The following is a 19,989-nucleotide window of genomic DNA, read 5'->3' on the forward strand; positions in this document are numbered from 1 at the left end:
ATTGAATCTTCAGGAGCAAGGTTGCCCCATGGATTATTTTGGACCGCACATCTTCGGTTATCTGATCGCGCTGATACATAGCCTGGGCACAATTGCCGCCATCCATGCGGTGCTGACCGTCCGCACGGCGCAAGGCGCGATCGCCTGGGCGCTGTCGCTGATCTTCATTCCCTATCTCACCCTCATCCCCTATCTGGTGTTCGGTCGCAGCACCTTCGACGGTTATATCAAGGCCCGACGTCAGGCCAACGAACAGATGCGCCAGGCCGTTTCCGAACTGAACTGGCGCCCCTGGGTAGAAGAAGCCCTGACCGCTCGCGCCTCGAATGCCTATGACTCGTTGCGGGCGATGCCGAAACTGGGCCGCATGCCGTGCCTGGCCAACAATGAAGTGCAATTGCTGATCAACGGCACCGCCACCTTCGAAGCGATTTTCCACGCAATCGAGCAGGCACGGGAAGCCGTACTGATCCAGTTTTTCATCATTCACGACGACCGCCTCGGCCAACGCCTGCGCGAACTGCTGCTGAAGAAAGCCGCCGAAGGTGTCGCGATACATCTCCTGTACGACCGCATCGGCAGCCACGCCCTGCCCCACAGCTACGTGCAGGCGCTTCGCGATGGCGGGGTCGAGGTCAAGGCGTTCGCAACCCGCAGCGGCTGGCTCAATCGCTTCCAGGTGAATTTCCGCAACCACCGCAAGATCGTCGTGGTCGACGGGTTGATCGGCTTTGTTGGCGGACATAACGTCGGCGACGAGTACATGGGCGAAAAACCACCATTGGCGCCATGGCGCGATACTCATGTGCAAGTGCGAGGGCCGGTGGTTGCCTGCATGCAGGAGTCATTTGCCGAAGACTGGTTCTGGGCTGCCCGTACGCTGCCGCCGCTGATCCTGCCGGAGGTGTACCCGGAAGATGGCGTGCTCTGCCAACTGCTGGCCAGCGGCCCGGCGGATGCCTACGAGACCTGCTCGCTGTTCTTCGTCGAAGCCATTCATGCCGCCACCGAACGTGTATGGATCACCAGCCCCTACTTCATTCCTGATGAGGCGGTGTTCGCCGCATTGCGTCTCGCGGTCCTGCGCGGTGTCGATGTGCGATTGCTGCTGCCGTCGCGCCCCGACCACCGCATCGTTTACGCCGCATCGAGCCTTTACGCGTTCGAAGCGGTACGCGCCGGGGTGCGGGTGTTCCGCTACGAACCGGGTTTCCTGCATCAGAAAGTGGTATTGGTCGACAGCGAAATCAGCGCCATCGGCAGCGCCAATCTGGACAACCGTTCGTTCCGGCTGAATTTCGAAGTGATGTTGCTGACGGTCGACAGCGAATTCGCCGGCCACGTGGAACAGATGCTCAACGACGACTTCGCCCAGGCCTACGAGATCGCCAAGGAAGAAGGCCGGGAGATCCACCGCCTGCAACAACTCGGCATGCGGATCGCCCGGCTGATTTCACCGATTCTCTAGCTCAAGGGTTGTAGATGTCGTCACGGGTCCACGGCAGTTCATGGCTGCCATCGGCGTGGGCCTTCACCGCAAGAATCTGGTGCAGATTGATCCAGCCCCGGGCAAACGCGTAGGCGCAACCGGCGAGGTACAGGCGCCAGATACGCAAGGCCTGATCCGGCACCAGTTTGCCGGCCGCTTCAAGGTTGTCCTCCAGTCGTTCGCTCCAGTGGTCCAGCGTGCGTGCGTAGTGCAGGCGCAGGCTTTCGACATCGACGATCTCCAGACCAGCCTCGCTGATCTCGGCCGAGATCATCGCCAGGTGCGGCAGCTCGCCGTTGGGGAACACGTATTTTTCGATGAAGTCCCCGGCACCGCGTCCTACCGGACGGCCATCGGTGTGCTTGGCGGTGATGCCGTGGTTCATCACCAGACCGCCCTCTTTCACCGCGCCGAACAGGGTCTTGCAGTACTCGGCCAGGTTGGCGTGGCCCACGTGCTCGAACATGCCGACGCTGACCACTTTGTCGAAACGGCCGTCCTGCGGCAGATCACGGTAATCGAGCAGTTGCAGTTCGACCTGATCTTCCAGGCCTTCCGCCTTGACCCTCTCACGAGCCAGCGCCAATTGCTCCTTGCTCAGGGTGATACCGAACACCTTGGCACCAAACTCACGGGCGGCGTAACGCGCCAGCCCGCCCCAGCCGCAGCCGACGTCCAGCAGGTAATCGCCCGGCTGCAGACGCAGCTTGCGACACAGATGCCGGAATTTGGCCTGCTGGGCCTGCTCAAGGGTTTCGCTGCCGGTTTCGAAATAGGCGCAGGAGTACGCCATATCGCTGTCCAGCCAGAGCTGATAGAACGCGTTGGACAGGTCGTAGTGGTAGGAAATGGCTTTGGCGTCGGTTTCCTTGTCGTGCACGGTTCGCACCGGCTGACTGTCTTCATCTTCATCGAGCAACGCCGTGCTCAATTCGTCGCAAACCCGGATGACCTCGCTGATCGAGCCCTCGAGTTCGAGTTTGCCCTCGACGAACGCCGCCCCCAGCGCGTCGAGACTTGGATGGGTCAACTGGGACACCATCAACGGGTCCTTGACCACGATGGTGACGCTGGGCGTCGGGCCCAGATTGAATTCATGGCCGTCCCAGAGTCGCAAGCGAAGCGGAAGTTGCAGATTCTGTAAGGCCGGTGGAAGTTGCGCGAGCATGGAATATCCCCCTGGTTTCAGACGTCTGATCTGAGGGTAGACCATCCTTGAAAATTAGCAGGCTATCGATTCGATAGTCGCCACCTATCAGCCAAATTGGCCGTAATGGCACCGATTTCCATGCTTCAGTGCGCCTTCTCTGAAGACTTCAAGACCGGCGCACAGTTCGAAAAATGATCAGTTCTGCTCGTTCAGCTTCAGCAGCGGCTCCTGGAATCGCAACAAACGACCGGCATTGCCCAGCACCAGTAAAGTGCTCAGGTTATGCAACAACGCAGCAATCATCGCCCCGGCCGCACCCAACCAGCCGAACGCAGCGAACACCACGATGGCCAGCGTCCAGCCCAGACCGATGATCACGTTTACCTGAAGCGTGCGTCGGCATTGGCGACTCAGACGCACACAGGTGCCGAGCCGTCGCAGATCGCTGCCGATCAGCACGATGTCGGCGGACGCCAGCGCAATGTCCGCACCGCCCGCCCCCATCGCAACTCCCACCACACCGGCCTTGAGTGCCAACGAATCGTTGATACCGTCGCCGACCACCATCGGCCGGAAACCGTTGTCGATTTCTTTCAACACGCGATTGAGTTTGTCTTCGGGCAACGCCTGGGCTTCGATTTCATGCAGGCCGACATCCCGGGCCAGAGTCTGCGCCACACTCTGACGGTCGCCGGTCAGCAGCAGCTGCCGACCGAGGCCCAACTCGCGCAGTTCGCTCAAGGCAAATTTCGCTTCCGGTTTGACGCTGTCGGCCAGCAACAGCCAGGCGAGGAATTCACCGTTCAACGCCAGGCCGGCAATCGGGCCGTCGTGCTCGGGAATCGTTGTGGTCGGGATCCCCAACTGCGCAAACAGCTCCGGACGCCCGAGTGCAGCTTCACCCTGCTCGGTTCTGGCCACCACACCCAGACCTTGGCGTTCGTGAATGTCGGTCAGCACAAGCACGTTGTCCGCGTGAACCAGTCCGGCCAGTGCACGACTGACCGGGTGACTGCTGGCAGCACCGAGACTGGCGGCCAGTGCCATCACCGAATCGTGATCCGCCTGCGCGCTGTTGATCGACTGCAAACGCAACGTGCCATAAGTCAGAGTGCCAGTCTTGTCCACCACCAGCGAAGTAAGGTCGGCCAGTTCTTCGAGGAACGCCGAACTGCGGATCAGAATCCCGTGCCGCGCCGCGACCGCCACGCCGGCAATCGCCGTGGCCGGTGCGGACAACACCAGCGCACAAGGACAAGCCGCAACCAGTACCGCCAGCATCGCCTGCGCATCGTTGGTCACAAACCAGGTCACCGCCGCGAGTAGCAACACCAGCACCATGTAGCTGCCGGCATAACGTTCCAGCAGCCGGGTGATCGGCGGCTTGGAGCGCTCGGCGTTCTGCATCAGAGCGATGACTTTGCCCAGGGTCGATTCATCGCCGGTGCGGGTCACCTCGATACGCAGCAGGCCATCGAGGTTGATCGCCCCGCCGAACACGGTCATTCCGACGCCCGCCTCCACCGGTACTGACTCACCGGTGATCGACGCTGTGTCGAGGCTCGCCTGCCCCGACAACACGCGACCGTCCGCGGGCACCCGATCGCCAGCCCGGACTTCAACGGTGTCGCCGGCCTTAAGCGTGCCGTTATCGACTTCGATGACTGTGCCATCCGCCTGGATTTTCCGAGCATGGCTGCGAGTGAGCTGGCCCAGTGCGTGAATCGCTTCCTGCGAGCCGATCACGCTACGCTCCTCCAGCACATGGCCGAAGATCATGATGATCGGCAGCAGCGCAGCGGTCAGCAGATCACCAGTGGCCCAGGCACCGAGCATCGCCAATGCGATCAACTGGTCGGTGATGCCATGCAGGCTCGGATAACGCAGGCTGAACCACGCCGAACGCATCACCGGCACCGCGACCAATAAAGAAGCAAAACCGAGCAGCAACTGACTGACGCCGGTTTGCTCCGGCATCAACCAGCGCCAGATCAACCCGAGCCCGAGCAGGCCGAGGGCGAGCATCGCCAGGGTCAACTGGCGCGCAGCGCGACGTTGCTCGGCCGAGGACAACAGGCTCGGTGCAGCGGTAGTGGCAGTCATTTACTGGCTCCCTGAATGATCAGGCGGGAATCGTCTTTCGGATCGACCGTAGTGACCGAACCGGCCTGGCCGAGAATCTTCGGTATCCGTTCACGGTACAGGCGCAGCAGCATTTGCGGGTCGGTGCCCTGCTGTCGGGCCTGAGCCAGACTCATAACGGTGGCGGTATCGGCGGAGGCTTTCGCCAGACGCTCACCGGCCTGGGCGTGGGCCACCTGCAAGGTGCGGTCGGCCAGTTCGTTGGCAGTCTGGGTGATTTTTTCAGCGTCGGTGCGGGCATTGGCCACGGCCTTATCAGCCTGTTGGCTGGCGGTCAGCACGGCATTGAACGCACCGACCGCAGGCTCGGGCAGACTCGATTGCACATCGACCCGTGCCACTTCGATACCGATGCCCTGCCCGCTCGACTTCAATTCAGCCAAGCGACGATTGATGCCTTGCACCAGGTCGCCGCGCAATCGCTCGCGTCGTTCGGCGGCTTGATTGTCGGCGCCGATCAGTTCCGGTCGCGCCACCAGAATGGTGTCCAGATCCCGCGCCGCCGTCAGGGCCACCGCACTGCGGGTCACCAGTCGATCCAGTGCCGGCAGCACATGGTCGCCTTGCAGTACGAAGTCATAGGGATCGGTGACCTTGTAGAACACCCGCACATCCAGCTGCACCACCCCGGCATCACCGGTGAGCAAATAGCCGGAGCCGGCCAGTGCATCGCTGATTGGCGTGGCGAAGGTCGCGACGCGATCCGCCTGTATTGCAGCGGGACTGCGCAGCAGGTTTTCCACTCGACGTTCAATGACCCGATCCGCTGCCGGCAGCAATACGACCTGTTCGAACGGCTGCGGCCAGGCCAATAACAACCCGGCATTCTGGATGCGATCCAGTGCACCGAAATGCATGACTACTGCTCGATTCTGCGGATCAATCTGCCGCACATTGGAAAACGCCCAGGCCAACGCCGCCAGCACCGTCACCGCGTACAGGGCGAAAAATGCCAGACGTCCCGCCTGAATCCACGGACTGTTCAACGAATTTGTTCCACGTGGAACTTCACTCATGGCTGCGTTCCGGTCTTGCTGTCCAGATTCGGCGGACCGTCCACCAGCACACGGAATGGCGCGGCGTCGGTGCGCAGGATCAACTTGGTGTCTGGCGTGACGATAGTGCCGAGGGTGTCCAGTGAGCGCAGCAGGTTATACAGCTGCGGCGATCCGGCATAAGCACGGCCATAAATCTGTGCGGCTTCGACTCGTGATTGCGCTTCAATTTCCGCCGCTTTCACCGTGGCGTCAGCTTGCACGATTCGCGCATCACGCTCGGCGCCGGAACGAATCTGCGCCGCTTCACGCTTGCCGATGGCAGTGCGTTCGGTGGCGATGGTTTCACGCTCGGCGCGCATCCGGTCAACCGTTGCGGTGAGCGTCACCGACGGCAAGGTCAATCGCTCGATGCCCACTTGCACCACGCGCACGCCGTAAGTGGCGAGCAATTGCTGATCGATCTGCTGACGCAACTGTGCTTCGAAATCGGCAATGTGCACCTGACTGGCATCGGTATTCACCAGATTGGCCAGGTCGAAACTGCTGGCGGTGGTCTCCAGCGCCGAGCCGACAAAAGTGCGAATCTGCCGCGCCGCTTCGTCCGGCTGGTTCTGCACCGCACGCATGAAACGCTGGACGTTATCCGCATCGCCCTGCACCTGCCACGCGACATACGCTTGCACAATGATCCGCAAACCATCGCGAGTGCCGACGTCTTGCAAACCGCTCGATGTAGTACGCAAACGCAGGTCCACCGGGATCGCCGCTTCGAACGGCGCCGGCCAGCGCCAGCTCAGACCCGGATCCAGCAGCACCCGGGACGGATTGCCGAAGCGGGTGATGACCGTGGCTTCGCCGGAACGCACCTGCACCAGGCTTGCGGCTGCGATGGCAAACGCCACCAGCAACACGGCCCAGCCCATACGTCGCCACGGAAAAGGCCCCGCCTCTTCCGGCGCGCCGTGATGATGGTGGTGATGCCCGTGATGGTGATGGCCGCCATGAGCATGGTCATGACCGCTGTGGTCATGGTGATCGTGAGTATGCGACTGGCTCAATGGGTGGCTCCTGGTTGAGCGGTGGTGCGCGCCGGCGACGGGTCAGCCGGCAGCGTGAACGTACGCAGGTCAATGGTCGGCGCGTTGTTGCTGCCGCCCAGACGATGGTCGAGGACCAACAGTTTGGCTTTGCCCAGTCCCTGACTGAGCTGGCTGAGGTATTGCTCCAGCACGAAAGCCTGACCGGCGCTGGCGTAGGCTTTTTGCTCGGCGCTGAATTTCAGGTCAGCCGCGCGGGCGGTCGAACTGGTTTCGTGGGCATTGGCGGTGGCTTGGTCGCGAGCGAGGCTGGCCTGCAACTGCGCTTGATTGCTCGCTTCAGCCGCCGCCCCACGCTCGCGAGAGATCAACGCCTGGGCACCGATCTGCGCTGCTTGCACGCTGTGATAAGCGTTGGCCGCACCGGCGGGTGGATGAATCGCTTCAACCACAGTGGCGAGTATTTCTACGCCGCTATCGAGTTTCTGCAGATCGCTTTGCACCGCGCGACCAATCTCGTCAGCCAGCCCTACCCTGTCCTGCCCGAGTAAACCGTCGAGGGTGCGCGACGCAAAATCGTGCACCAGAATCCGGCTCGCGGTGCTGCGGATCAGCGTCGGCACATCCGCGCTGTTATATGTCGCGGCCAACGCCGCTTGATCGCTGAGGCCGATGCGATAGACGAAACGCACGTCCATGTTGACGATCTGGAAGCTCTGCTGCTCGCCACGGCTGCTGGCGATGACCTGGGATTTGTCGTTGACGTGACTGGCGTCCCACAAGCGGTTGGCGGTAATCGGGGCCGGACCTTCCGCCGGTTCCGGCTGAACCGGAGCCGGGTTCTCGCCGACGCTGGTCGCCAATTCGTGCACCACGCCGTTCTCCACACTCAACACCCGGCCCAACGGCCACGGCAGACCGGCATGTAAACCGGGGCCGAACACCTGCACCGGTTTGCCGAACCGTTCGTAGATGCCACGACTTTGCAGCGGAATTTCATGAATGCCGGTGAGCAACCAGCCGACTGCCGCCACCAAGACCAGCACCGGCAGGAACGCGCGGCGCATGTAGCTGAAGGCCCAGATCTGCCGCAGGTCGATACCGAAGCGGTTGTGCAATTCATGCTGCAACGCGAGCAGCGGTTGCGGAGGCCAGCGCAGCAGATCGGCAATAAAACTGCGGGCCAGCAACACCGGTTCGAGTTGTTCACGGCGCGGGCTGAACAGCGACAGCACTGCACGCAGCAGCAACTCCGCCGCGACCAGCCCCGGCAGGATGCCGATCAGCACCGCCAGCCGCACGGGCCAGACCGAATTATCGCTGGCGAACAACAAGCACAATGCGCCCAGCACCAGGCTGATGATGGTCACGCGCGTCAGTTGCGCCAGCGCACCGGCCTCGGGCCATTGCGCCGGGTTTTCCTGAGCCAGTTGCCGCTCCAGCACCAGCAGACCGAACGCCAGCAGCAGTGCAATCGCCGCGCAGACAGAAGCGGACAACCCCACGGCAGTCGGTTGCAGCGTGAAATTCCACACCTGCTCGATGCCAAGCAACGCCAGCAGCGCCAGACCGCCCAGCCATAATGTCGCTGCACCGATCTGCCCCAGTACATGCAGGCTGCGGCGGCTCAGCCGATCCAGCAGTCGCTCGTACCAGCCGTCCGGCCCGGGCGCTTCCTCCGCGAGGATAGCCGGCACCACCGGGTTGATCACCCGCGCTCGCCAATCGGTCACCCACCAGGCCGATTGCAGTCCGGCGACCAACACCAGCAATGCCGCGCTCAGATTGACCAATAGCGCCGGCCACAGCGATTGCGAGGCGAACAGTCCAACAAAAAACGCCAGTAACACTGCGGCCACGGCCAACCCGCCGAGCCCCATGGCCAACCGACGCAATCGGCGACCCTGGGCTGCCGCCTGCTGAAAGCGCGGCAAACCGGTCACTTGCGTGCCATCAACGTCCAGATCGACTTGCATAACCCCCCAAAACCCTTGGCTCACTGCTTAACTCGTTACGATATAACGAAAACAGTGAAATATTTGTACTCAATTTCACATTCAAGGATGCCCAACCTGTCGCGTTCCTGAAGCCTTGACCGAAATGTCCGGAAACGCACATATTACGTACGTAATTTTTAGCGATCCGCATTCTTCAGCCAGGAGTAAGCGCATGAGCAACTATGACGTAGTGATTCTGGGCGGTGGGCCCGGCGGTTATAACGCAGCGATCCGCGCCGGCCAGTTGGGCCTCAAGGCCGCTTGCGTGGAAGGCCGCGCCGCGCTGGGCGGCACCTGCCTCAACGTCGGTTGCATGCCGTCCAAGGCGTTGTTGCATGCGTCCGAACTGTACGATGCGGCAATGGGCGCGGAATTCGCCAACCTCGGCATCGAGGTCAAACCGACGCTCAACCTCGCGCAAATGATGAAGCAGAAGGATGAAAGCGTCGCCGGCCTGACCAAAGGCATCGAATTTCTGTTCCGCAAGAACAAGGTCGACTGGATCAAGGGCTGGGGCCATATCGACGGTCCCGGAAAAGTCAGCGTGACCGGCGACCAGGGCAGCCGGATCGAACTGACCGCCACCGACATCATCATCGCCACCGGTTCCGAGCCCACTCCCCTGCCCGGCGTGGCGATCGACAACCAGCGCATTCTCGACTCCACCGGGGCGTTGTCCTTGAGCGAAGTGCCCAGACACCTGGTGGTGATCGGTGCCGGCGTGATCGGCCTCGAACTCGGCTCGGTCTGGCGCCGGCTCGGGGCGCAGGTGACGGTGGTGGAATACCTCGATCGCATCTGTCCGGGCGTGGACGGCGAAGCCGGCAAGACCCTGCAACGTTCGCTGAGCAAACAAGGCATCAGCTTTAAGCTGAGTTCGAAAGTCACCAGTGCTACGTCCTCCGCCAACGGCGTACAACTGAGCATCGAACCGGCCGCCGGCGGCACCGCCGAACTGCTGGAAGCCGATTACGTGCTGGTCGCCATCGGCCGCCGCCCTTACACCAAGGGTCTGGGACTGGAGAACGTCGGCCTCAGCACCGACAAACGCGGCATGATTGCCAACAAACACCATCGCACCGAAGCGCCGGGCGTCTGGGTGATCGGCGATGTCACGTCCGGGCCGATGCTGGCGCACAAGGCCGAAGACGAAGCCATGGCCTGCATCGAGCAGATCGTCGGCAAGGCGGGCGAGGTCAATTACGACCTGATCCCGAACGTGATCTACACCAAACCGGAGCTGGCCAGCGTCGGCAAGACCGAAGAGCAGCTCAAGGCTGAAGGCCGGGCCTACAAGGTCGGTAAATTCCCGTTCACCGCCAACAGCCGGGCGAAGATCAATCACGAAACCGAAGGCTTTGCCAAAGTCCTCGCCGACGCGCACACCGACGAAGTCCTCGGCGTGCATCTGGTCGGCCCGAGTGTCAGCGAGATGATCGGCGAGTATTGCGTGGCCATGGAATTCAGCGCGTCCGCCGAAGACATCGCCCTGACCTGCCACCCTCACCCGACCCGTTCCGAGGCGCTGCGTCAGGCGGCCATGAATGTCGAGGGCATGGCGACGCAGATGTAAGCACGTTGCGGATACTTCCCGCGCAATGCGGGAAGTATCAGGACGGCAAATGCCCCAGAGGCAATGCCCCGGGTGTCTTCACCGTATGAATCGCAAAATTGCTGCGAATGTCGCTGACGCCCGGTAACTTCAGCAAACAGCCGGTTAAAAAACGGTCGTAGGCGCGCAGATCCGGCACCACCACTTGCAGCAGAAAGTCCGATTCCCCGGACACCAGAAACGCCGAAATAACCTCCGGCAACGCCGTCACCGCTCGGTGAAAGGCCTCGGCCTGTTCATCGTTGTGGCGCTCCACCTTGACCCCGACGAATACCGTCAGCCCCAGCCCCACCTCGTCACGGTCCAGATTCGCCTGATACCCGCGAATCACCCCCGCCTCCTCCAGCATCCGCACCCGGCGCAGGCACGGCGACGCGGACAAACCGATTTCGTCCGCCAGTTGCACGTTGCTCAGGCGCCCGTCCCGTTGCAGCGCGGCGAGTATCTTGCGATCGAAGGCGTCGAGTTTCATGGTTGGCAGATCCTGATGGTGTAAGCGCGAAAAGAAAGCAGGTTATGCCAATCCTGACGGTTATAGAAGCCAACTACGCAAGCACCTGCCCTGCCCCTCGGTCATAGACTGGTTGCACCGAATCGACAACGAAAGGGGTGCGACATGGCGAGTCTCTGGCTGTTTTTCCTGGCTTTGGCCGTAGTCTATCTGCTGCCCGGCCCGGACATGATCCTGCTGTTGCAGACCGGTGCCCGCCAGGGTCGCGGTGCAGCGCTGGCCACGGCGGTTGGGTTGGCGGTTGCCCGAGGTTGTCATGTAGCACTCGCGGCGTTGGGGCTGGCGGCGCTGTTCAAGGCTGCGCCGTGGACGTTCGATGCGGTGCGGATGGCCGGGGCGGCGTACTTGCTGTGGATAGGTATTCAATGCCTGCGTACCACGCTGCTGCCGGATTTGAACGTCGACGCTGTAACGGACATACACGGGCAGTGGCGCGCAGCGATCCGTCGTGGCCTGCTGACCAATCTGCTCAACCCGAAAGCCTTGTTGTTCTGCTCGGTGCTGCTGCCGCAATTTATCGTGGCGGATGGCGCACCGGTGCTGACGCAGTTTGCGGCGCTCGGCGCGATGCTGGTGGCCGCAGGATTGCTGTTCGACAGCGCCTATGCCTTGCTCGGCACGGCGTTGGGCCGCTGGCTGAAACACAGCCCGACGGCCCAACGGGTGCAGCAGTGGTTGTTCGGCAGCCTGTTGATCGGCTTTGCCGTGCGCCTGACGTTCGTGCAGCAGGCTTAGGCTTTGCGGGCCTTGCGCTGGCGGCGGGTAATCAGCAACAACGCAACGGCCGTGAACGCGACAATCGCACCGATCACCGGCCACTTGTAGGGCCGCAGAGTCGAACGCACCGAGTCGGTCACCTGTGTGACATAGCGCTTGTCGGCGTTTTCGAAGTCCGGATACGGGCACTGATGACCGAAGTCCACAGCCCATGGAACGTAAGGCCCTTCATCGACATAGCGCTTGTACAACGCACTTTGCTCTTCCAGGCTGCTGTTCCATCCGGCGGCCGAACACAGCACGGCGGCGAACGCCTGGCTGGTGTGTGGCAGGTTATCCGCCGCACGACTGGCCAGCGCCGTGGCAACGAACCGGTAGTGATAACGCTCATCCGGCTGCGCTTCGCTGGCCTTCTGCCGTTGCACTTCGGCTTCACTCACCAGCGGCCCGACTTTCAGCTCGGTGGTTTCCAGGCTGTAGTTGCCGCCGAAGGTCGCGTAATCCGGGGCCATTTCATAACCCAGGATGTCCATGCCCCACTCGCGGGCCGTCCACGCGGCATTGAACAGCGCACTGGCACGCTTGGTCGGCCACCACGCCGAATCGGCCTTCATCCGTTGCTGGCCGTAGAGCCGGGCCTTGTGCTGCAAATCGGGATTGTCGAAATAGCCGACCGCCTCTTCGTAGTGACCCTCACGCAACAAGCGTCTCCCCAGCAGATTGCGCAGGCTGGCGGCCACCGGCAGCGGCACGTAATTGTCGCGATCCTGCTGGCTCAGCGCGGGCGGCGCCGGAACCTTGGCATCGACATACTGTTTGAGCTCATCAAGCGTCAGCACCCGCTCGGCCACGGTCGCAGCGTCGAACCAGTAAATGCTCTGGCTGCGATACAACTGATCGAACGCCTGCAGATACTCGCCACGTTGCAGCGCCAGAATCGCGCTTTCACCTTCGACCCGACATTTAGGCTGAAGGGATTCAAGATTCCAGTCGGCGGTACGCCGTTCGCCCCAGGATTCGTCCTGCGGGAAGGCTTGCGCGGCTTTGGCATAGGCCGCTGCAGCAGCGTTTTTATCGCCGTCGCGCACCGCCAGTTTCGCCCGCAGCCACCACGCCAGGCCGCTGTCGCCGGCGTGTTCGAGGAACGCTTTGGCACTGGCGTAATCGCCCTGTTGATAATTCATGGCCGCCAGACGATCCGCGTTATCGAGGCTGCCGCGGGTGCTCTCTTGCAGGGCCTTGATCAGTTTTTTCTCGTTCGGCGGCTCATCGCCGAACGACCAGCCGATCCGGCTGATCAGCGAGGCGGTGACCAATTGCTGTACGGCTTTGCCACGCAGCAACTTTTCCAGTCGATCCTCGGGCTCTTCGGCCAGATCGTTCATCAACAACTTCAACGAGGTGTAGCCGACGTTCGAGCCATGCAGGTTTTGCGTGGCATAGAGTTCGATGGCCTTGTCCCAACTGCCCGCCGTGCGCAGCGCTCGCGCCTCTTCGCCGAGGCTGGCCACGCCCAGCTCCAGCGGATCGCTGAAACCGTCGATGCTCAGTTGTCGCGTCTGGCGGAAGGCTTCGATGGCGTTTTCCAACGACTCGAGCGCATCGCCCGCTTCACTGCTCATGGCATAGAACGCCCGGCCCAGCGAGTAAGCGGCCCAGGTGCTGCGCAACGGACGCTGATCGGCCGGCAGCGCCAGCAACTGGCGGAAATACTCGACCGCCAGTTGATGATCGCCAGCGCCGAATGCCACGGCGCCCGCCACATACAGACGCAGCTCCGCCGGCAGGCTCGCGCCCTGCTCCTCGACCTGACGCGCATCGGTCAGGCTGCGCAGTTGTTTGACCAGCGCCTGCTGCTCCGCGCTCAGGCCCTGCTGCTCGGCCTTCTCGCGCAGTTCAGCGGGCTCCTTTGGTTCGCCATAGACGTCGTCCGGGTTGTAGGTGACCGCCGTGACGTTCTTCAGCCCCGCAATGGTTTTGCCGAGACGACTGATCTCGAACCTGAAGTTGCCCTCCGGCAGTTCCGCCAGCGATTGCCCGCGATCGTCGAGCAGACGCATCGGAAAATCCGGGCCGCAGGCCAGCGCCGATCCCAGCGGCAGGCTGAGGCTCAGGCAAAGCAGATGGCGGGGCCAGTTACGGGTCAACATGCGAACCTCCTTGATCAATATTTGCGCAACGTGCCCAACCGATCGCACGCTGCCCGCCCGCCGGCAATCGGCCGTCGCGCAAGCGGGTGAAGGTAAGCAGATCCGCAGTCTGTTGCAACGAATAACCGGCCAGCGCATCGGCACCTTCGCAGCCACTGGCTTTTATCCGCAAACGCGCAGGCCAGGGGCTATCAAGGTTGCCGGCGTTGCCGAGCGTGATGTCGTAGAGGCCGTCCTGCGTCTTGAAGTTCACGTCGAGTCTGCTGGACAGCGCATCGCCTCGGGCCACCGCGCGCAACGTGGTCAGGCTCCAGGCACGGCGGTCGTTGGCCAGCGGCAGGCGGAACCAGATCAGCCCGGCCAGGTGCGCCGGTGGATCTTCGCGCAGTGCTGTGGCGAGTCGGCTCAATTGCTGTGGATCGGCCAGCAATTCACGCCGTTCCCCGCTTCGCTCCAGCGTCACCTCGCTTTCCACCACTGGCGCGCCACCGTCATCCGGCAACAGCGCCACGCCGTAGGCCGGCAGCGCCAGGTAGAACGGTTTATCGCTGACCCGCCCCCAGCGCTTCACCCAGTTGCGCGCCTGTTCAGGGTCGAACAGACCGCGGCGCGGATCGCTGACCGCATGCACCTGCAACACACTGCTGTCGATCGTCGCCAGCAGCGCCGGCAGTTGCGGACTGTCGAGCCAGGCCGGCAGCGCAGTGATGCTCAAGGGAAGTGATGACGGCAAAGCAGCACGCAAATGAGTCAGGAAGTCAGCGTATGCCGGCAGCCGCGCGATGCCGGCATCGTGGTCGATCTCGATCCCGGCCAGCGTGAGTCCCCGGATTTGCCAGTCATCAATTACCTGAAGGATCTGTGTGGTGACCTGCTCCTGATCCAGCGCCTTGAGCTGGCCATCGAGGCGAATCACCGCGATCAGCGGCCGGCCATCGCGCTTGAGCAACTGCGGATCGATTCTCGCCCGGCTCCAGCCCGCCTGAGGAAAGGCCTGCAACGCCAGCACCCGCAGGGTCGAGAAGTCGGCGCGACTGTCGTTGAGCGCCGCTTCATGGGCCTGCGTCCACTGGCGTTGCCAGACATAGAGTTGCTGGTCGAGCGCCGGCGCGTCCGATTGATTGCACGCGCCCAGCAACAGCAAGGAAACCAGCAGTGCCGGCAGACCCACGATAACCCGCATACCTTTGCAAACCTTCGAATACACAAGGCTGCAAGGTTACACAAAAGCCCGTGGATCAGGGCTTGCGAGCGATGATCACCTGACTTTTCGCCACGACACCGTCCAGCGCGTCCTTGATCTGCGCGCCACGCGGCGAGTTGAGTACCGCCTGCCACGTCTCAGCCCAATGGTTGAGCAGCGGGTGATCCGGGTTGCTCAGATCGACCTTTGCGTCCCAGAACAGCAGCATCCACAGCGACCAGTAAAAACCGTACTGGCTGTGGCTGATGATCTCCAGACCCGACGCGCTGACCATCGCCTTGAACTGCTCTTCGCTGATGATGCGAATGTGGTTGGGGTGCTCGAAATACGCCGGCGCGGCGATGTCTTTCTGCAGGTTTTCCGAGCTCGGGTGCGGCACGCTCAACAGGTACAGCGCACCCGGCTGGCCAACACGCACCAGCTCGGCGAGAAACTGCGCCGGGTCATCGACGTGTTCAAGTACCTCGGTGGACACCACGCGGGTCGCCGTGTTGTCGGCAATCGGCAGCGGATTGCCGTCGGTGACATGGCACTCGACGCTTTGCGCCGTGGTTTCGCCCAGACGCTGACGCGCAGCGTCGATCTTGCCCGCATCGATGTCGGCCACGATCAACTTCGCCCCGCGCATGCCGCAGAACTGCATGTTGCCGCCGTCACCGCAGCCGACATCCAGCACCGTGTCGTCGGCGGACACCGGGAAGCCTTTGTACAGCTCGCCGGTTTCGTGGTTGAACCAGCCGCTGAGCATGGCGTCGCGCAAGCCGAGCTCGAACGAGTTGATCGTCTCGGCCGCAGGCAGCGATGGCTGCGCGGGCGTCGTCGCCGTGAGTTTCTTCAAAAGGCTCAGCATGGGGTGGCTCCAGAAAGAGGTTCGGCGGTGGACGAAGCGGTTTGCAGCGGTTTGCGGGCGATGATCACCTGACTCTTGGGCATCAGTTGATCGAGCAATTGCTTGATCGCCGGCCCGTCGGGCAGGGCCAGCAGGTCTTGCCAGGTGCGCGCCCAGCTTTCCATCAGCGGCGGATACGGCGCCTGGATCCGGTCACGCACCGCGCCTTCCAGATCGCGACCGGCCGCCCGTTCGCTGGCCCAGAAGAAGATCATGCCCATCACCCAGAAGAAGCCGTTGACCTGACGATGCTCGATCACAAGTCCGGCGTCCTGCACCAGCGCGGCAAACCGCTCGGGGGTGAAAATCTGCACATGGTTGGGCGACTGGTAGTAACTGGCGGGGGCGATGCCTTTTTGCAGATGCTCGCCCACCGGGGCCGGGACACTCAGCAGGTACTGGGCGCCGGGACGGCCCATGCGCACCAGTTCGGCCATGAACGGTTCGGGCTCGTCGATATGCTCGAGCACTTCCATGCACACCACTTTGCTGGCGCAGCCATCGGCCAGCGGCAATGGCAGACTGTTGCTGACCAGGCCCAGATTCGTCCGTGTCGATTGCGCCTCGACCTGTCGGGCGAGTTCACGGACCTTGTCGAGTTCGCTGTCGGTGAAGATCACCGACGCTCCCTGACGCACCGCAAACAGGGTCGCCACACCTTCACCGCAACCGACATCGAGCAAGGTGTCGTCCGCGCCGATGGCGAACCCCTTGAGCAACTCGCCGCTGTCAGCGCGAAACCAGCCGTCGAGGATCGCGTCGAGCAAGCCGATATCCCGCGGTGAACCACGCTCGCTGACAGGCTCAGGGGCAGGCACTGGCGCGGGTTGCGCCGCCGGGCGCAGGCGTCTGATCAATGCGCGGATCATGAGCCGGAAGCCTCGACCGCCGCCATTGCGCGATGCTCGAAAAGTTGCGCGAGAAAGTCCCGCAAACGCTGCTCGGCCACGGCCTGACTGCAAAATCCTTGCAGGCTCAGGACGGCTTGCGCCGACATCTGCGCATAACGCTGTGGCTGGTTTTTTGCCACCTCGTAGCTGTTGCGATAGGCGACGCAGACCGACGCCCAGTTGGTCATGTAACGCAGCGTGCGAAACGCTTTGCGCGGGTCGTGAGGCCAAGCGGTGAGTTCATCGGTGGACTCGACCAGAAACGCATTGTCTTCGCTCAGGTAATCGATCATCGCCGTGGTGCGCGGCGCCACTGCCGGTTTGCCGCAGGACATGAACTCCATCAGCGGCAGGCACTGGCCTTCGCCGTAGGACGTATTCACCACGTAGCGGGTGGCCTGCACCAGGCGCTCGTAGTCCGCGTCCGCGAGGTAGCCGTAGATCAGCACGATGCGGCAGCGGTAGGAGCGGTTCTTGTACAGGTGATGAAGGATGTCGCTGAGGGCTTCTTCGGCATCGTGGTGGGTGAGCTTGAGCACCAGCGTGGCGTCTTCGACCTCACGGAACGTCACGCAGAACGCACTGAGCATGTCTTCCCAGTTTTTGCGCCCGTCGCCGGGGTTGAACACCGAGGTGTACACCACGCCGTCCAGCAACAACTCCTGCTCGCGAACCGGCGCCTCGAAGTCGATTCCTTTGCCACGGCGCAGATGCTTCGGACCGAAGGCGTCGAGATCGAGCTGGCGACTGTCGGCCACCAGCCCCTTGATCTTCAGGCGCACGGGGCCCGTCGAGGGCTGGCCTTGCAGTTGGGCGCCCCGGGCGGCAAAGCGGTCCCACACCGGCGCCGGCACCGCGACAATCGGGTAGTCGGCGCCCATGGCCTCGCGCACCGCGTTGACCGTGTAGCTGGAATGAGTGATCGCCGCGCCGCAGGCGCGCAGCACCGTGCGCCAGTCGTTGCGTGGCTCGTTGTCGAAGGGCTCGTTGGGGATGGTGCTGAATTCCCAGGCGAATACCGGCAACGTCGGGCAAGCCAGATGAATCGGTGTGCGATGAGGCGGCGAGAACGACAGGAACACGCACGGCTCGCCACGTGCCAGGCACTCCAGGTACAGCGCGTCGACTTCGCGTGCCGGGTCCGTCACTTCCACCACCCGCCCGAGGCGCTCGAGCACCGGGCGATATTCCTTGAGCACGAAGTAATAGCTGTACTCGGAACGGCCAAGATTCTGCGCGATGGTGTGCTGGTTGGTTTCCGAATAAATGATGATCAGCATGGGGCGTTGTCCGTCACGGGGGCGTCATCGGCAGCCGCCGGCACCAGGCCGAAGAAGTCCGCCAGGCGCTGCTGTACCGGGGCGAAAGCACAGTAGTCGTGCATGCGTTCGACGGCGGCGACCGACATTCGGCGATAGTCCTGCGGCTGAGCCTTGGCCATCCGGTAACTGTTCTCGTAGGCACTTTTGAGCGAGCCCCAGTCCGGCCGGTGACGCAAGGTGCGGTAGATGATGCGTGTGTCCTGGGGCCAGATCGTCAGCTCTTCGCTGGACCGGACGACGAAGGCCACCGCGTCGTCGATGTAGTCCTCCATCGCCGTGTGATCCGGAGCGATCACCGGTTTGCCGCTGGACATGAACTCCATCAGCGGCAGGCACAGGCCTTCGCAGCGTGACGCGTTGACGTAAAAACTGGCCGCCTGGTAAAGCCGCGCATATTGCGGATCGTCCAGATAGCCATGCATCACCAGCACCCGGCAGGCGAACGGCGTCAGTTGCGCCAGCAAGGTCATCAGTTCGCTGTAGTAGGACGCCAGATCGTTCTGGGTGATCTTCAGCACCAGCGTTGCGTCAGACGTTTCGCGAAAGGCCCAGCAGAATGCGGTGATCAGTTGATGCCAGTTCTTGCGGCCATCCCTGGGATTGAACACGGTGACGTAGATCACGCCATCGACGGTGGTTTCCACCACGGCTGAAGTGTCCGGCAGTTCCAGCGGCGGTTCGTCCACCGCCACTTCATGGGGACCTGCAATGTTCGGCAGGCGCCGTTCGAGCCAGGCATGGGCCTTGTCCGAAAACAGATCGCGAAAGCCTTCCCAGTAGCCGTGATGCAGATATTTCACGCGGGCCATGGGCTCGGGTTGATCACTCGGATTCAACGCCCACAGACGCAGGTAATGACGGGCAATGACCAGTCGACGCTTGAGTGTCAGGGGTGGCGGGCGGCGCGCCTCGATGTCCGCCAGTTGCTCGGCGGTCAGCGGTTTGGGCAGCAGGTCATCGGCAGAGAGTCCCAGCGTGCGGCTGTCAAAAATGCAGCCCTTGATCGCCAGCGTTGCCCCGACATTGACCGGCGCGCTGACATGTTGCTCACGAATGGCGGCGAAGTTTTCCCACAGCGGCGTCGGCAATACCAGGACCGGAAAGTCTTCGCCCATGGCCCGGCGGATCGCCCGGGCGGTGTGGCTCGACAACGTGATGACCCGGCCTTGCCGTGCGAGCATCTGTGTCCAGTCCTGACGTTGATCGCCGTCCCACGACTCATCGGGGATGGAGTCGAACTCCCAGGCAATCACGCAGATCGTCGGGCACTCGAGATCGGTCGGGGTATTCTGCGGCGGAGTGAAGGACAGGAACACACTGCTTTCGCCGGCAGCGAGCAGCTGTCGATACAGTGGATCGACCTCGGCGCGGGTGGACACCACATGCACCCGGCCCAGGCTTTCGAGCACCGGACGATAGGCCTTGAGCACGAAGTAATAGCTGTATTCGGGACGCCCGAGACTCTGGCTGATGGAGCGGTCGTTGACGTCCGAGTAGAGAATGAAATTCATGGCATCCCACGGTGCGACCGCCATCCCGGCAGCCTCACGCTATGACGGCCAGGCATCGGATCGGGTCGGCATGGCCGACAATCGTCCTGTGTCCCGAAGCACGTCGTCGTTCTTGTTTTAGTGGTCAGTTTCACCGTGCCGCGCTACCACTCCGGCAACGCTCGGCAAACCGCGACGAGGGGCATTCTAAACACATCCGTTCGAGATTCGTGAACCGCCCGGCAAGAAAAACCGGGCTACGCTGACGAGAACTGACCGGTCACGGTTTGGTCGGTTGAAATTGCTGCGCAATTGGCACAGATTGGCAGCCAAACAAATACAACAACGACTTCACCATTCTTCCGACCTGATTTTTCTCCAGGTCTGACAG

General features: G+C 62.3%; 15 protein-coding genes. 3 read left to right on the top strand and 12 right to left on the bottom strand.

What is annotated here, in order from left to right; translation table 11 throughout:
- Window positions 1-28: 28 nt before the first annotated feature.
- Complete coding sequence (gene cls / locus DXT77_RS05395; protein ID WP_119426878.1) at window positions 29-1,468, top strand: cardiolipin synthase; 1,440 nt, start codon at window positions 29-31, stop codon at window positions 1,466-1,468.
- 1 nt (window position 1,469) lies between these two features.
- Here the strand turns inward: cls and cfaB are convergent, their stop codons facing one another.
- The 5 genes from cfaB to hflK (DXT77_RS05420) all read right to left on the bottom strand — a co-directional run bounded on the left by cfaB (window position 1,470) and on the right by hflK (DXT77_RS05420) (window position 8,792).
- A complete protein-coding gene (gene cfaB, locus DXT77_RS05400; protein ID WP_085708771.1) occupies window positions 1,470-2,657 on the bottom strand; it encodes a C17 cyclopropane fatty acid synthase CfaB in 1,188 nt (395 codons plus the stop codon).
- 177 nt (window positions 2,658-2,834) lie between these two features.
- On the bottom strand, window positions 2,835-4,742 hold the full coding sequence (locus tag DXT77_RS05405) for a heavy metal translocating P-type ATPase (protein WP_119426879.1): 1,908 nt from the start codon (window positions 4,740-4,742) through the stop codon (window positions 2,835-2,837).
- Window positions 4,739-5,797, bottom strand: a complete 1,059-nt coding sequence (gene hflK, locus DXT77_RS05410) for a protease modulator HflK (RefSeq protein ID WP_119426880.1) — start codon at window positions 5,795-5,797, stop codon at window positions 4,739-4,741. Before hflK (DXT77_RS05410) ends, DXT77_RS05405 begins: the two co-directional genes overlap by 4 nt.
- Window positions 5,794-6,837 (bottom strand): protease modulator HflC, encoded by a 1,044-nt coding sequence (gene hflC / locus DXT77_RS05415; protein WP_119426881.1) that lies wholly within the window; start codon window positions 6,835-6,837, stop codon window positions 5,794-5,796. The genes hflK (DXT77_RS05410) and hflC overlap by 4 nt, the downstream gene beginning before the upstream one ends.
- The gene (hflK, locus tag DXT77_RS05420; RefSeq protein WP_119426882.1) at window positions 6,834-8,792 is read right to left on the bottom strand and encodes a protease modulator HflK; all 1,959 of its coding nucleotides are present in this window, start codon (window positions 8,790-8,792) and stop codon (window positions 6,834-6,836) included. Before hflK (DXT77_RS05420) ends, hflC begins: the two co-directional genes overlap by 4 nt.
- A 193-nt stretch (window positions 8,793-8,985) precedes the next feature.
- Here hflK (DXT77_RS05420) and lpdA point away from each other — a divergent pair, with 193 nt between their 5' ends.
- The gene (gene lpdA, locus DXT77_RS05425) at window positions 8,986-10,386 is read left to right on the top strand and encodes a dihydrolipoyl dehydrogenase (protein WP_119426883.1); all 1,401 of its coding nucleotides are present in this window, start codon (window positions 8,986-8,988) and stop codon (window positions 10,384-10,386) included.
- A 37-nt stretch (window positions 10,387-10,423) separates the two neighbouring features.
- Here the strand turns inward: lpdA and DXT77_RS05430 are convergent, their stop codons facing one another.
- Window positions 10,424-10,897: an Lrp/AsnC family transcriptional regulator gene (locus DXT77_RS05430; protein WP_007954205.1), complete on the bottom strand. Its 474-nt coding sequence runs from the start codon at window positions 10,895-10,897 to the stop codon at window positions 10,424-10,426.
- Between the two features lie 144 nt (window positions 10,898-11,041).
- On the opposite strand from DXT77_RS05430, the gene DXT77_RS05435 reads away from it, so the two are divergent.
- On the top strand, window positions 11,042-11,671 hold the full coding sequence (locus DXT77_RS05435; RefSeq protein ID WP_119426884.1) for a LysE family translocator: 630 nt from the start codon (window positions 11,042-11,044) through the stop codon (window positions 11,669-11,671).
- Here DXT77_RS05435 and DXT77_RS05440 read toward each other — a convergent pair.
- Genes DXT77_RS05440 through DXT77_RS05465 form a run of 6 tightly spaced genes read right to left on the bottom strand, consistent with a single transcriptional unit; the run spans window position 11,668 to window position 19,619 of the window.
- Entirely contained in the window at window positions 11,668-13,803 is a 2,136-nt protein-coding gene (locus tag DXT77_RS05440; protein WP_119426885.1) for a hypothetical protein, read from the bottom strand. The two genes, DXT77_RS05435 and DXT77_RS05440, sit on opposite strands and share 4 nt — an antisense overlap.
- Window positions 13,790-14,986, bottom strand: coding sequence for a DUF3142 domain-containing protein (locus DXT77_RS05445; RefSeq protein WP_119426886.1), 1,197 nt, complete (start codon window positions 14,984-14,986; stop codon window positions 13,790-13,792). Before DXT77_RS05445 ends, DXT77_RS05440 begins: the two co-directional genes overlap by 14 nt.
- Window positions 14,987-15,041: 55 nt before the next feature.
- Window positions 15,042-15,857: a class I SAM-dependent methyltransferase gene (locus tag DXT77_RS05450; protein WP_119426887.1), complete on the bottom strand. Its 816-nt coding sequence runs from the start codon at window positions 15,855-15,857 to the stop codon at window positions 15,042-15,044.
- A complete protein-coding gene (locus DXT77_RS05455) occupies window positions 15,851-16,765 on the bottom strand; it encodes a bifunctional 2-polyprenyl-6-hydroxyphenol methylase/3-demethylubiquinol 3-O-methyltransferase UbiG (protein WP_119426888.1) in 915 nt (304 codons plus the stop codon). The genes DXT77_RS05450 and DXT77_RS05455 overlap by 7 nt, the downstream gene beginning before the upstream one ends.
- Entirely contained in the window at window positions 16,762-18,066 is a 1,305-nt protein-coding gene (locus tag DXT77_RS05460; protein ID WP_119426889.1) for a glycosyltransferase, read from the bottom strand. Before DXT77_RS05460 ends, DXT77_RS05455 begins: the two co-directional genes overlap by 4 nt.
- On the bottom strand, window positions 18,060-19,619 hold the full coding sequence (locus DXT77_RS05465) for a glycosyltransferase (RefSeq protein WP_256662902.1): 1,560 nt from the start codon (window positions 19,617-19,619) through the stop codon (window positions 18,060-18,062). Before DXT77_RS05465 ends, DXT77_RS05460 begins: the two co-directional genes overlap by 7 nt.
- Window positions 19,620-19,989 lie beyond the last annotated feature (370 nt).

It is taken from the genome of Pseudomonas sp. 91RF (genome assembly GCF_003576265.1).
Taxonomy (GTDB): domain Bacteria; phylum Pseudomonadota; class Gammaproteobacteria; order Pseudomonadales; family Pseudomonadaceae; genus Aquipseudomonas; species Aquipseudomonas kribbensis.